The sequence below is a fragment of the Pseudomonas sp. NFPP07 genome (genome assembly GCF_900115645.1).
Classification (GTDB): Bacteria; Pseudomonadota; Gammaproteobacteria; order Pseudomonadales; family Pseudomonadaceae; genus Aquipseudomonas; species Aquipseudomonas chlororaphis.
Map to the genome: position 1 here is coordinate 480730 of NZ_FOXG01000007.1, position 12803 is coordinate 493532.

Annotated in this window: 14 protein-coding genes; 5 read left to right on the forward strand and 9 right to left on the reverse strand. The window is 59.2% G+C overall.

Annotation, left to right across the window (positions count from 1 at the left end):
• Positions 1 to 12 precede the first annotated feature (12 nt).
• Positions 13 to 714, forward strand: a complete 702-nt coding sequence (locus BM019_RS20555; protein ID WP_009045863.1) for a lipoate--protein ligase family protein — start codon at positions 13 to 15, stop codon at positions 712 to 714.
• Here the strand turns inward: BM019_RS20555 and crp are convergent.
• Positions 711 to 1355 carry a cAMP-activated global transcriptional regulator CRP gene (crp, locus tag BM019_RS20560; RefSeq protein ID WP_092419690.1) on the reverse strand — a complete coding sequence of 215 codons (645 nt, stop codon included), beginning with the start codon at positions 1353 to 1355 and terminating at the stop codon, positions 711 to 713. The genes BM019_RS20555 and crp overlap by 4 nt on opposite strands.
• Positions 1356 to 1590: 235 nt before the next feature.
• Between crp and BM019_RS20565 the strand changes: the two genes are divergently transcribed.
• Positions 1591 to 2013: an OsmC family protein gene (locus BM019_RS20565; RefSeq protein ID WP_009045862.1), complete on the forward strand. Its 423-nt coding sequence runs from the start codon at positions 1591 to 1593 to the stop codon at positions 2011 to 2013.
• Between the two features lie 82 nt (positions 2014 to 2095).
• On the opposite strand, the gene coq7 is transcribed toward BM019_RS20565, so the two are convergent.
• From coq7 to hemJ, 6 genes are all read right to left on the reverse strand, one after another.
• Entirely contained in the window at positions 2096 to 2743 is a 648-nt protein-coding gene (coq7, locus tag BM019_RS20570; RefSeq protein WP_007930179.1) for a 2-polyprenyl-3-methyl-6-methoxy-1,4-benzoquinone monooxygenase, read from the reverse strand.
• Positions 2744 to 2868: 125 nt separating this feature from the next.
• The gene (locus BM019_RS20575) at positions 2869 to 3207 is read right to left on the reverse strand and encodes a histidine triad nucleotide-binding protein (protein ID WP_007930180.1); all 339 of its coding nucleotides are present in this window, start codon (positions 3205 to 3207) and stop codon (positions 2869 to 2871) included.
• Between the two features lie 79 nt (positions 3208 to 3286).
• Positions 3287 to 4075: an SDR family NAD(P)-dependent oxidoreductase gene (locus BM019_RS20580; protein WP_007930181.1), complete on the reverse strand. Its 789-nt coding sequence runs from the start codon at positions 4073 to 4075 to the stop codon at positions 3287 to 3289.
• 130 nt (positions 4076 to 4205) lie between these two features.
• Positions 4206 to 5069 carry a DUF805 domain-containing protein gene (locus BM019_RS20585; RefSeq protein ID WP_092419693.1) on the reverse strand — a complete coding sequence of 288 codons (864 nt, stop codon included), beginning with the start codon at positions 5067 to 5069 and terminating at the stop codon, positions 4206 to 4208.
• A gap of 100 nt (positions 5070 to 5169) precedes the next feature.
• On the reverse strand, positions 5170 to 6138 hold the full coding sequence (locus BM019_RS20590; protein ID WP_092419696.1) for an NAD(P)H-dependent flavin oxidoreductase: 969 nt from the start codon (positions 6136 to 6138) through the stop codon (positions 5170 to 5172).
• A 34-nt stretch (positions 6139 to 6172) separates the two neighbouring features.
• The gene (hemJ, locus tag BM019_RS20595) at positions 6173 to 6604 is read right to left on the reverse strand and encodes a protoporphyrinogen oxidase HemJ (RefSeq protein WP_007930191.1); all 432 of its coding nucleotides are present in this window, start codon (positions 6602 to 6604) and stop codon (positions 6173 to 6175) included.
• Positions 6605 to 6738: 134 nt separating this feature from the next.
• On the opposite strand from hemJ, the gene argC reads away from it, so the two are divergent.
• Both argC and erpA read left to right on the forward strand, forming a co-directional pair.
• Positions 6739 to 7773, forward strand: coding sequence for an N-acetyl-gamma-glutamyl-phosphate reductase (gene argC / locus BM019_RS20600; protein ID WP_092419699.1), 1035 nt, complete (start codon positions 6739 to 6741; stop codon positions 7771 to 7773).
• Positions 7774 to 7939: 166 nt separating this feature from the next.
• On the forward strand, positions 7940 to 8290 hold the full coding sequence (gene erpA, locus BM019_RS20605) for an iron-sulfur cluster insertion protein ErpA (RefSeq protein WP_007906865.1): 351 nt from the start codon (positions 7940 to 7942) through the stop codon (positions 8288 to 8290).
• Between the two features lie 67 nt (positions 8291 to 8357).
• Here erpA and BM019_RS20610 read toward each other — a convergent pair whose 3' ends face one another.
• Positions 8358 to 9449 carry an anhydro-N-acetylmuramic acid kinase gene (locus tag BM019_RS20610; RefSeq protein WP_092419702.1) on the reverse strand — a complete coding sequence of 364 codons (1092 nt, stop codon included), beginning with the start codon at positions 9447 to 9449 and terminating at the stop codon, positions 8358 to 8360.
• Positions 9450 to 9451: 2 nt separating this feature from the next.
• Complete coding sequence (locus tag BM019_RS20615) at positions 9452 to 10882, reverse strand: peptidoglycan DD-metalloendopeptidase family protein (protein WP_009045858.1); 1431 nt, start codon at positions 10880 to 10882, stop codon at positions 9452 to 9454.
• A 211-nt stretch (positions 10883 to 11093) separates the two neighbouring features.
• On the opposite strand from BM019_RS20615, the gene tyrS reads away from it, so the two are divergent.
• A complete protein-coding gene (gene tyrS / locus BM019_RS20620) occupies positions 11094 to 12293 on the forward strand; it encodes a tyrosine--tRNA ligase (protein ID WP_092419705.1) in 1200 nt (399 codons plus the stop codon).
• The last annotated feature ends 510 nt before the right edge of the window (positions 12294 to 12803 follow it).

A 12803-nucleotide genomic window follows, 5' to 3' on the forward strand; every position in this document is an offset into this window, starting at 1 on the left:
ACCTTTACTGCCATGATCCAGCCCCTTTCCCTGACCGTCGAAGCCGGCCTGCAGGCCGAACAGGATCTGCTCGCCCAGGTATGCAGCGGTGACCAGGAGTACGGCCTGTTGTTCTGGCAGCCGAGCGACAGAGCGCTGGTGATGCCGCGACGCTTGAGCCGTTTGCCGGGGTTCGAGCAGGCCTGCGACGCGCTGGCCGCCAGTGGCTGGCCGGTGTTGCTGCGAGAAACCGGTGGGGAGCCGGTGCCGCAATCGGCGGCGACGGTCAATATCGCGCTGGTTTATGCGCCGCCTCGCAGCGAGGGTGATCAGAATCGGATCGAAACCGGTTATCGCCGTTTGTGCCAGCCGATCTGCGACCTGCTTTCCGAGCTGGGAGGCGAGCCCTCTCTGGGTGAAGTCGAGGGCGCTTTCTGCGATGGCCGGTTCAACGTCAATCTCAACGGACGCAAGATGGTTGGCACCGCCCAGCGTTGGCGCCAGAGCAAGGGTGGGACGCGTCCGGTTGGGTTGGTGCATGGCGCGCTGTTGCTGGATGACGAGCGGGAAACCATGGTGGCGGCGGTCAATCGTTTCAATCAGGCCTGTGGCCTGGAGCAGCGTTGCCGCGCCGAGAGCCATATCGCCTTGCATGAGGCATTCGCCGCGCCGAATGCCATCGAGCGCCTGGATACCCTGTACCGGCAGATGCTGGCGCAGTTCCTGCCGCTCTAACGGGTGCCGAACACCACCATGGTCTTGCCTTTGACATGGACCAGGTTGCGTTCTTCGAGGTCCTTGAGCACCCGGCCAACCATCTCCCTTGAGCAGCCGACGATCCGCCCGATTTCCTGGCGGGTCACCTTGATCTGCATTCCATCCGGATGGGTCATGGCATCTGGCTGCTTGCACAGTTCGAGCAGGCAGCGGGCCACGCGCCCGGTGACATCGAAGAACGCCAGGTCGCCGACCTTTCGGGTGGTGTTGCGCAGGCGCTGGGCGATCTGGCCGCTGAGCACGTACAGAATGTCCGGGTCCTGTTGGGGCAGCTCACGGAATTTTGCATAGCTGATCTCCGCGACTTCACATTCGACCTTGGCCCGTACCCAGGCGCTGCGTTGCTGCTCATGCCCGGCCTGTTCGAACAGGCCCAGCTCGCCGAAAAAATCTCCGGCATTGAGATAGGCGATGATCATTTCCCGACCGTCGTCATCTTCGATCAGGATGGTGACCGAGCCTTTGACGATGAAGAACAGCGTGTCCGACTGATCGCCGGCGCAGATGATGTTGCTCTTGGCCTGATAGCGGCGGCGCTGGCAATGCATCAACAGCTTGTCGAGGTTCTTGATCTTGGGTGTAGGGGCAAGAGCAACCATGGTTGTATCCCGAAAAGACAGCACGGTGTGATTTGGTTTTTTTATGGGGCGGTCAAGCTGATCGCCGATAGCTGGCAATGCGCCAGTGATTTGGCGCCAGCTTAACAGACGCTTCCTTTGGGTAATTAAGAATTTTCCTATCAGAACTGAGTGTGGCACCCGAACAGGCAAAGCGCTGCCATCCCGGGCCCCTGTGCTAAGCTGGCGACCCTTTTTTAGCAGTGGAGTCTTGGCGATGAAGGCACGCATCCAATGGGCTGGCGAAGCCATGTTCCTCGGGGAATCGGGCAGCGGTCATGTGGTGGTAATGGATGGCCCGCCGGAAGCCGGTGGTCGTAACTTGGGCGTGCGCCCGATGGAAATGCTCCTGCTCGGCGTAGGCGGTTGCAGCAACTTCGATGTGGTCAGCATCCTGAAGAAATCCCGCCAGGCTGTCGAAAGTTGCGAAGCCTTCCTCGACGCCGAGCGTGCGACAGAGGATCCCAAGGTCTTCACCAAGATCCACATGCACTTTGTGGTCAAGGGCCGCGGGTTGAAAGAAGCCCAGGTCAAGCGCGCCATCGAGCTGTCGGCGGAAAAATACTGCTCGGCATCGATCATGCTCGGTGCGGCCGGGGTTGCCATCACTCACGATTACGAAATCGTCGAGCTCGGTTGAGTCGCCATTCAACCCTCCCGAATTCGCGGCAAAAGAAAGGGCGCTGAAAAAGCGCCCTTTTTTTGCCTGCGATTTATATCGCTCAGATCCGGTAAGTGCTTTTGGTCATGACCTTGGCCAGTAGGCTCATGCCGAATTTTACCGGTGCCGGGAAGCGGAATCCGCCCGCGTCCAGGGCGCTTTCGGCGTGTTGTTCTTCGTCGATACGCATCTGCTCGAGGATCGCCCGGGATTTTTCGTCCTCGGCCGGCAATTGCTCAAGGTGTTCGTTGAGGTGTTTGCACACCTGATCTTCGGTGGCGGCCACGAAGCCCAGGCTGACCTTGTCGCTGATCAGCCCGGCCACTGCGCCGATGCCGAACGACATGCCATAAAACAGTGGGTTGAGCACGCTGGTGTGGCTACCCAGTTGGTGAATGCGTTGCTCGCACCAGACCAGGTGATCGATTTCTTCTTCCGCGGCATGCTCCATGGCGGCGCGCACTTGCGGCAGCTTGGCGGTCAGTGCCTGGCCCTGGTACAGCGCCTGGGCGCAGACTTCGCCGGTATGATTGATGCGCATCAGGCCGGCGACATGCTTGGTGTCCTCTTCGCTCATCTGCACGTCCGGCTGCACGATGGCAGGGGAAGGGCGATAAGGCTGGCCGCTGAAGGGCAGCAAGGTCCGCATTGCCGCATCTGCCTGCAGCAGTAGACGGTCAATCGGCGAGTAGTGACGTTGGGTAGTCATGCTTACCTCCGGGAAGAATCACGGCGGCCAGTTTACCCCAATCGATGGGCAGAGGCCTGCGCTGGATCAGCACACTCTCGGCAAAAGCGGGCGAGGAATGTGCTGTCGCGCACCTTGGATGGGGATCAGCCCGGCGGCCAGTGCATCTGGCGCTGACCCAGAACGTGCATGTGAATGTGATACACGGTCTGGCCACCGAGTTCATTGCAGTTCATGACGACCCGGAAGCCTTCTTCGCAGCCCAGCTCCCTGGCCAGACGCTGGGCGGTGAACAGGATATGTCCGGCCAGCAGCTTGTCGTCTTCGGTCAGGTCATTGAGGGTGCGTACCGGCTTTTTCGGAACTACCAGGAAATGCACGGGGGCCTGTGGGGCGATATCGTGGAAGGCCAGAACCTGGTCGTCCTCATAGATGATCTTCGCCGGTATTTCCCGGTTGATGATCTTGGTGAACAGAGTATCCACAGCTGTTTCTCCGTTGTGTTGGTCCGGGCTGAGTGTACTCAGGCAAGCCGAGTGCGCCCAGCCTTAGATGGTTGCCAGGTCAGCGCGGGCAATAGGCTTTGTTGACGGCGCCGGAAATCTTGCGGGTCAGCCAGCGCGAACCCAGGCGCGGGCTGAACGCAAACCAGCGGTTGCGGCGGCCGGGGATGATAATGGCGCGATTCTTGTCCAGGGCGCGCACGGTGTACAGCGCGACTTCTTCCGGGCTCATCAGCAGTTTGCTGTCGTTAAGCTTGCTGGTGTTCAGCTGGGCGGTATCAAAGAAACCGGTGCGGGTCGGGCCAGGGCAGAGCACGGAAACCTTCACAGCATTGTTTTTCAGCTCTTCGCGCAGGCCTTCAGAGAAGTGCAGTACATAGGCCTTGCTGGCGTAGTAGGTGCTCATCCAGGGGCCGGGATAGAAGCCGGCGATCGAAGCGACGTTGAGAATTTGCCCGCCGCCCTGCAAGGCCATGCTGTTGCCCAGGGCATGGCACAGCCGGGTGAGGGCCAGAATGTTCACTTCGATCAGGTCCTGCTCGGTCATCCAGTCCTGGGCGAGGAAGGGGCCGCAGGTGCCGATGCCGGCGCAGTTCACCAATAGATCGATCTGCCGGTCGCCTTCCTCCAGCTCCAGCAGGAAACCCGAAAGCCGCAAAGGCTCGGACAGGTCGCAGGCACGGAACAGCACCTCCACACCAAAGCGTTGGGTCAACTCGATGGCGATGCTTTCCAGCTGATCACGCTGACGGGCCACCAGGATCAGGCTGCGGCCGCGCCGGGCCAGCGCTTCGGCCAGGGCCAGGCCTATGCCGCTGGAGGCGCCGGTGATCAGAGCGTAACGGGTCATGCGGTTCTCCATTGCAACGGCCGGTTGCCTGTAGGGAAAAGTCCCAGGCAGCGGCGCGTTAATTCAATTCGATAGTCTACAGGGGGCCGGGGCGGGCTCGCTGCTTTCGCTGTTCCTGTTTCTGGGCGCCCTAGACCGAGCTGAGGCCACCGATGAAGGACAGCAGCAAGACGATTATCCACAGCGCGGCAAGCCCCTTGACAGCTCCACTGTTTGGCGGAGGCGGCGCGCCGTAACGATTGGCGCCGGTGTTGCCCGGCAGGATCGCCAGCAGCAGCGGAAACACCGCGTACACAAATGGCAGCAAGTTCAACAGCCAGAGCCAGCCCGACCAGCCCAGGTCATGCAGGCGCTGAACGGAAATGGTGATGTTCAGATAGGCGAAGGCCAGTGCTACGACGCCGAGGAAGATCATTCCCGTCACCTGCAGGCCGTTGCCGACCAGAGCCGCGGTCAGGAAGCCGCCGGCCAGGGTGGTCAGAAGGATCAGCACCAGGGTCCAGGCGAGATAACGCAGGCGCCCGATGCGTCCTTCAACGGTGTAGAACTTCAGTTCGCCAAACTCGGGAAGGGGATCGCCCACTGTGGCTTGAGGCGGGGTGTAGGGCGAAGTACCCGCGCCGGCCATGGGTTCTGGCGTCGGCGTAGGGACCGGGCGTTGCCAGTCACTTGTTGCGGTGGGTTCTGCCTGGGGCAAGTCCACCGAAGGCGCTGGCGCTGGGGGGGCAGGCTGAGGTGCCGGTTGGCTGGCGCCTGGGGCAAGATCCGGTTCGACGCGTGGGGCGATCCCGGCCTGGTTCAGCGCGGCGAGATAAATGTCCGCGTCCTGCTGGGAGAGGTCGCGCTTGAGGGTGATGTTTTGCCCCTTGAACAGAGGCTCGATCGCGGCGATATCGCTTTTGAACAGTTTGGCGATTTTCTGCTTGGCATGTTCGATGTCGACACCCGGAAGCAGAGCCCCGTCAAATACGATCTTGAAACGGTCTTCGCTCATGCAGGGCTTCCTTGTCGGCTATATGGCTATATAGAGAGGGCTTTCGCAGGGCGACAGTTTAAGGCCAGCCGTCCGTTGCTGGCCAAAAAACATCAGCGATTCAGCGCGGCCAGCGTTGCGGTAGCCGGGCGGCCAGTTCCTGCGCGGCACGGTATTCGGCGTCCAGGCGGGCGATCAGTTGATCGACGCTCGGCAAGTCATCGATTTCACCGACGCCTTGTCCGGCGGACCACACGGTTTTCCAGGCTTTGGCTTCATCGCTGAGCGGCTTGAGTTTCGAGCCGAAGTTGACTTCGCCTTTGCCCTGCAGGGCGGCAAGGTCGAAGCCGGCGTTTTCCAGGCTTTGGCGCATGAAGCTTGCCGGAACCCCGGAGACTGCCGCGGTATGCACAATGTCGGCGGCCTTGGCGCTCAGCAGCATCTCCTTGTAGGCCTCCGGCGCATGGCTTTCCGTGGTGCCGATAAAACGCGTGCCGAAGTAGGTGAGGTCGGCGCCGAGCAACTGTGCGGCGAGGATCTCGTGGCCGTGGTTCAGGCAGCCAGCCAGCAGCAGCGTCTTGTCGAAGAACTGGCGGATTTCGGCGATCAGGGAGAACGGGCTCCAGGTCCCGGCGTGGCCACCGGCGCCGGCGGCTACGGCGATCAGGCCATCGACCCCGGCGTCGGCGGCTTTTTCCGCGTGGCGCCGGGTGGTGACGTCATGGAAGACCAGGCCTCCATAGGCATGCACTGCATCGACCAGTTCCTTCACCGCTCCCAGGCTGGTGATGACGATAGGCACCTTGTGTTCGATACAGATCGCCAGGTCGGCATTCAAGCGTGGGTTGCTGTGATGCACGATCAGGTTGACGGCATAGGGCGCGGGGTTTTCCAGGGTCGCAAGGCCTGCTTCGATTTCTTCCAGCCAGGCCTTGAAGCCACTGCTTTCACGCTGGTTGAGGGCAGGGAAACTGCCGACCACCCCATTGCGGCAGCACGCCAGAACCAGTTGTGGGTTGGAAATCAGGAACATCGGCGCAGCCACGACAGGCAGGCGCAAGCGTTGTTCGAGCAGAGCGGGCAGCGACATTGGAAGTACCCCGAATAATGACGGCTAGTAGAAGTTAGAACGGCCGGACGACGACCAGAATTACGATAGCCAGCAATACCAGAACTGGCACTTCATTGAACCAGCGGTAAAAGACATGGCTGCGGGTGTTTTCGCCACGGGCAAAACGTTTTACCTGGGCGCCGCACATATGGTGGTAGCCAATCAGGATGACCACCAGGGTCAGCTTGGCATGCATCCAGCCGCCCTGGCCGAAGTAGGCGCTGGGGTTCAGGCTCAGCAGCCAGATACCGAAAATCAGCGTGGCAATCATCGCTGGGCCCATGATTCCGCGGTACAGCTTGCGCTCCATGATGCTGAAGCGTTCCTTGCTGATCGTGTCTTCGCTTTGAGCGTGATAAACGAACAGGCGCGGCAGGTAGAACAGACCGGCAAACCAGCAGACCAGACTGACGATGTGAAAGGCTTTGAGCCACAGATAGAGCATTTCGGTTATTCCCAGGTTCACGGTAGCGAAGATAGTAGTGGCAGGAGCGTCCGCACGTCACCTTGACGGTTGTCGCAGGGGCGCGCGGCCCCTATTATCGACGGCTTTCCAGTGGGTTCGTTGAGGGCAGGTTTATGGTCAAGGTCGGTATCGTCGGCGGCACGGGTTACACCGGGGTCGAACTGCTGCGTCTGTTGGCACAGCATCCGCAAGCAGAAGTGGTGGTCATCACTTCCCGATCCGAGGCAGACCTTGCCGTTGCCGATATGTACCCGAACCTGCGAGGCCACTATGACGGCCTGGCATTCAGCGTTCCGGACATCAAGACCCTTGGTGCCTGCGATGTGGTGTTCTTCGCGACTCCGCACGGCGTTGCCCATGCCCTGGCGGGTGAGCTGCTGGCTGCCGGTACCAAGGTCATCGACCTGTCGGCGGATTTCCGTCTGCAGGACGCCGATGAGTGGGCCAAGTGGTACGGCCAACCCCATGGGGCCCCTGAGTTGCTCGACGAAGCCGTCTATGGCCTGCCGGAAGTCAATCGCGAGCAGATCAAGACGGCACGCCTGATCGCTGTTCCGGGTTGCTACCCGACCGCTACCCAACTCGGCTTCCTGCCATTGCTGGAAGCTGGGCTGGCTGACACTTCGCGGCTGATCGCCGACTGCAAGTCGGGTGTCAGCGGGGCGGGTCGGGGTGTCAGCGTCGGCTCCTTGTACTCCGAGACTTCGGAGAGCATGAAGGCCTATGCGGTCAAAGGTCATCGTCACCTGCCGGAGATTCGCCAGGGCCTGCGTCGTGCGGCGGGCAAGGATGTCGGCCTGACGTTCGTGCCGCACCTGACGCCGATGATCCGTGGCATTCACTCGACGCTCTATTCCACTGTCGTGGACAAGTCGGTGGACCTGCAGGCGCTGTTCGAGAAACGTTATGCCAACGAGCCGTTCGTGGATGTGATGCCGGCGGGCAGCCATCCGGAAACCCGCAGCGTGCGGGGCGCCAACGTATGCCGGATTGCCGTGCACCGTCCGCAGGATGGCGATCTGGTGGTCGTGTTGTCGGTGATCGACAACCTGGTCAAAGGCGCGTCGGGCCAGGCCGTACAGAACCTGAACATCCTGTTCGGTCTGGACGAGCGTCTGGGCCTGTCCCACGCCGGCATGCTGCCTTAAGGCGTCTGCCTGCTTCAGCAAAAGGCCCGTTATGGGCCTTTTTGCATTTTGCGGTGAGCCCTGGGCTTATTGATATACCGTAACAATAGTTGACCGCTTTTCTGGGAGAAGCGGATAATGCGCGTCATCACGCATTATGGCGGCGTAACGCCGGGAGATAGTCAGCATGAGCGTCGAATCCTTCACCCCCACGGCTTTGCAATTTACCCACGGTGCCGCGCACAAGGTGAAGAGCCTGGTCGATGAAGAGGGTAATGATCGCTTGAAGCTGCGCGTATTCGTTACGGGCGGCGGTTGTTCAGGGTTTCAGTACGGCTTCACTTTCGATGAAGAAGTCGCGGATGACGACACCATCGTCGAGCGCGAAGGCGTCAGCCTGGTGGTCGATCCGATGAGCTTCCAGTACCTGGCGGGTGCCGAGGTGGATTATCAGGAAGGTCTGGAAGGTTCGCGTTTCGTGATCAAGAATCCGAATGCTACGACCACTTGCGGTTGCGGGTCTTCGTTCTCGATCTGATCGCTGAATAAGGTTTTACCAAGCGCCGCAGGGCTTTCGGGGTCTGCGGCGTTTTGCTGTCTGGCGATCAGGCGGGGTAGATCGCGCCCAGGATGCGCAAGCCGCGGGCGCCGGTGACACTTGGGCGGTTGGCGGCTATGCCTTCCAGGCAGCAGTGGGCCAGCCAGGCGAATGCCATGGCTTCAACCCAGTCCGGATCGACGCCATGGGTGGCGGTACTGCTGACCGCGGTGTTAGGCAGCAGGCTTGACAGGCGATTCATCAAGGCCGAGTTGTGAGCGCCGCCACCGCAGACCAGCAGCTCCTGGGTATCGGTCTGCGCGGCTTGCAGCGACTTGACGATGGTCAGCGCGGTCAGCTCCAGGAGCGTTGCCTGTACGTTTTCTGGGGGCAAGGCTGGCAGGCGAGCCAGATGTTCCTGTAGCCACTCCAGGTTGAATACCTCGCGACCCGTACTCTTCGGGCCTTGAGTGGCAAAGAATGGGTCGCTGAGCAGCGCGTTCAGCAGCAGCGGCTCAACCTGACCGCTGGCAGCCCATTGGCCATCGCGATCGTAGTTTTCTCCACGCTGGGCATTGATCCAGGCATCCAGCAGGACGTTACCCGGGCCGCAGTCGAAGCCGGCAACCGGCTTGTCGCTCTCGATCAGGCTCAGGTTGCTGAAGCCGCCAACATTGAGGACCGCGCGCTTGCCGCAGCTTTGATCAAAGAGCGCTTCATGAAAGGCCGGTACCAGTGGAGCGCCCTGGCCGCCGGCGGCGACGTCGCGGCTGCGGAAGTCGCTGACAACCGTGATTCCGGTCAGCTCTGTCAGTAATGCCGGGTTGCCGATCTGGACCGTGAAGCCGCGGGTGGGCTCGTGGCGGATGGTCTGGCCATGACTGCCAATGGCGCGGATGTCTGCGGGTTTCAGTTTCTGTTGGGCAAGCAGGCTATGAATACCCTGGGCGACCAGTTTTACCCAGTTTTGCTGGGCGATGGCGGAGCGGGCGATTTCATCGGGACCGCTGGCGCACAAGCCAAGCAGCTCGGCGCGCAGGGATTCAGGCATGGGAATGTAATGCGTGGCGATCAGCCTGATCGCCGGTGTTTGCTCGATGAGTGCGATATCCAGGCCATCAAGACTGGTTCCGGACATCACACCTATATAGAGCGCCATGCTTAACGCTTGTTCGAAGCGAGCAGGGTGGCTTTTTCCTGATCCATCCGCGCCATCAGCGGCTGGCTTTGTTGCAGGAAGCGTGCGCGTTCCGCTTTGGCGATCGGATCGGCCATTGGCAGCTTCTGGCCCAGTGGATCGACGTGAACGCCGTTGACCTGGAACTCGTAATGCAAATGCGGGCCCGTGGAAAGCCCGGTGGTGCCGATGTAGCCGATCACCTGGCCCTGCTTGACGGTTCCGCCGGTCTTGACGCCTTTGGCGAAGCCTTGCATATGGCCGTACAGCGTGCGGTAAGCATTGCCGTGCTGGATGATCACGGTGTTGCCGTATCCGCCACGACGCCCGGCCAGGAGCACCTTGCCATCGCCGGCTGCCTTGATTGGCGTACCGCGAGGGGCTGCGTAGTCGACGCCTTTGTGAGCGCGGATCTTGTTCAGGATCGGGTGTTTGCGGCCCATGGAGAAGCGCGAACTGATACGTGCGAAGTCCACCGGAGTACGAATAAAGGCCTTGCGCATGCTATTGCCATCAGCGGTGTAATAACTGCTCATGCCTTGTTTGTTGGTGTAGCGCACCGCGGTGTAGGTCTTGCCACGATTGGTGAAGCGCGCAGAGAGAATGTTGCGGGTACCCACGGCTTTACCATTGACGACGGTCTGTTCGTAGATCACGTCGAACTCGTCGCCTGGGCGAATATCCTGAGCGAAGTCGATGTCGTAGCCAAAGACGTTGGCCATGTCCATCGTCAGACTGTGAGAGAGGCCGGCACGTGCTGCGGATTGCGACAGCGAGCTGTTGATCACGCCATGAACGTAGGCCGTGCGCACCATGGGCTTGGCGGTGATACGGCTGAAGGCGAAGCCTTTTGGCCCTTTGGTCAGGGTGATGCTTTCCAGGTCATTGACCTTGCTGTGCAGATTGTTCAGCTGGCCGTCCGGACCCAGTTCGAACTCAAGTTTCTGGCCGCGCTTCAACTGGGTGAACTGCTTGGCTTGCTTGTCGCTGGCCAACACGTCATGCACCGAAGTGGCAGGTAGGCCGACCTTCTCGAATAGTGTGGAAAGGGTGTCGCCCTTGGCAACAATGACTTCCCTGTGATTCGCTGCCTTCTTTTCTTCCGCCACGGCCGGAGCAGGCTGTTCTTGAGCGGTTTCAGTGGTTTTCGCAGTGTCTTCGGGGCTGTTTTCGATTTGTGCGAACGGGGACGCTACGGCTTCATTTGTGGCTTGTACGGCGTCTGCGGCGTCTTGATCTTGTGTCAGTTGCTCGGCCGGGCTTTCCAGGTCGAGGCTCAGAGTTGTTCTTTTGGCTTCTACATCGCTGGAAGGGAATACCAGGAGCGCCAGGCTGAGGAGGGCGGCGATACCACTTGCGGCGAGCAGGTGGGTCTTCGGATAAAGCGGCGGGGCTTTAGGCGGTTCTGTGATCATAAGTAATTTTGACTTTGGAAAAGATGAATTGGAAAAGATGAATGACATGATGAAGATGAAATAACTGTATAAAATATAACCAAATCATCTGTTAAGCAAGCCTGCGGACGTCCTGTTCGTGGAAAGCTATCCGTACGCCGGGCAAAACTTGTAATTGGGCGCTGATCTTGTATGGTTGGTTCCCTTTGAATCTGAGCCTTGCGGGTCTGTTATGAAGTCGGTTGAAGAGCAGCTAGCGCTGATCAAACGTGGTGCAGAAGAGTTGTTGGTCGAGTCCGAGCTGATCGAAAAGCTCAAGCGCGGTCAGCCGCTGCGTATTAAGGCTGGCTTCGACCCAACGGCGCCGGATTTGCACCTGGGTCATACCGTGCTTATTAATAAGCTGCGCCAGTTCCAGGATCTGGGTCATCAGGTGATCTTCCTGATCGGCGACTTCACTGGGATGATCGGTGATCCGAGTGGCAAGAGTGCAACCCGTCCGCCGCTGACTCGCGAGCAAGTCCTCGAAAATGCCGAGACCTACAAGAGCCAGGTGTTCAAGATTCTTGATCCGGCGAAAACCGAGGTGGCCTTCAACTCCACCTGGATGGACGAGATGGGACCTGCGGACTTCATTCGCCTGACTTCCCAGTACACCGTTGCTCGCATGCTCGAGCGTGACGACTTCGACAAGCGCTATTCCACCAATCAACCCATTGCCATTCATGAGTTCCTCTATCCGCTGGTTCAGGGTTATGACTCGGTGGCGCTGCGTGCCGATGTGGAGTTGGGCGGTACCGATCAGAAGTTCAATCTGTTGATGGGGCGTGAGCTGCAGCGCGGTTATGGTCAGGAGGCCCAGTGCATTCTGACGATGCCGTTGCTCGAGGGGTTGGACGGCGTCAAGAAGATGTCCAAGTCGCTGGGTAACTATGTAGGTATCCAGGAAGCACCGGGTGTCATGTATAGCAAGCTGGTCTCCATTCCGGATGCGTTGATGTGGCGTTACTTCGAGCTGCTGAGCTTCCGCTCCATGGATGAGATTCTTTCCTTTAAGGCTGATGTCGAGGCGGGTGCGAATCCGCGGGATATCAAGATCAAGCTGGCTGAAGAAATCGTTGCGCGTTTCCATGGTGAGGAGGCTGCAGCGAATGCTCATCGTGCTGCGGGCAACCGCATGAAGGATGGTGAGCTGCCGGATGATCTGCCTGAGATCGAGCTGGCTGCTGCTGAAGACATGCCGATCGCGGCTGTCCTTAATAAGGCAGGCTTGGTAAAGAACTCGGCAATGGCGCGTGACCTGCTCGGTTCGGGTGGTGTGCGTATAGATGGTGAGGTTGTTGAGCGTTCCTTTATATGGGCTGTCGGTTCGACTCATGTTTGCCAGGCCGGAAAGAAGGCTTTTGCACGTATTACGCTTAAATCCGAATAAAACTGAAAATAGGTGTTGACGGCGAATTATATCTCTCTATAATTCGCCCCACTTCCGGCGCAGTCGAAACGGAAAACTCCTTGATATTCAATGAGTTATACGGTTTTCGACAGCGGCTACGCTTCAGTTCATCGAAGCCCGAAGGAGTTGGTTCGGCAGTATGTTTTCGCCGGATTAACGATTCGATCTTCTCGGTCGAAAGCGGAGAAAAAGAGGTGTTGACAGCAGCGTGTAACGCTGTAGAATTCGCCTCCCGCTGACGAGAGATCGGAAGCGCAAGTGGTTGAAGTTGCAAAGGAAACTTTGAAAACTTCTTAAAATAACCGCTTGACAGATACAGAGGCTGCTGTAGAATGCGCGCCTCGGTTGAGACGAAAGACTTAACCAACCGCTCTTTAACAACTGAATCAAGCAATTCGTGTGGGTGCTTGTGGAGTCAGACTGATAGTCAGAAAGATTATCAGCATCACAAGTTACTCCGCGAGAAATCAAAGATGTAACCAACGATTG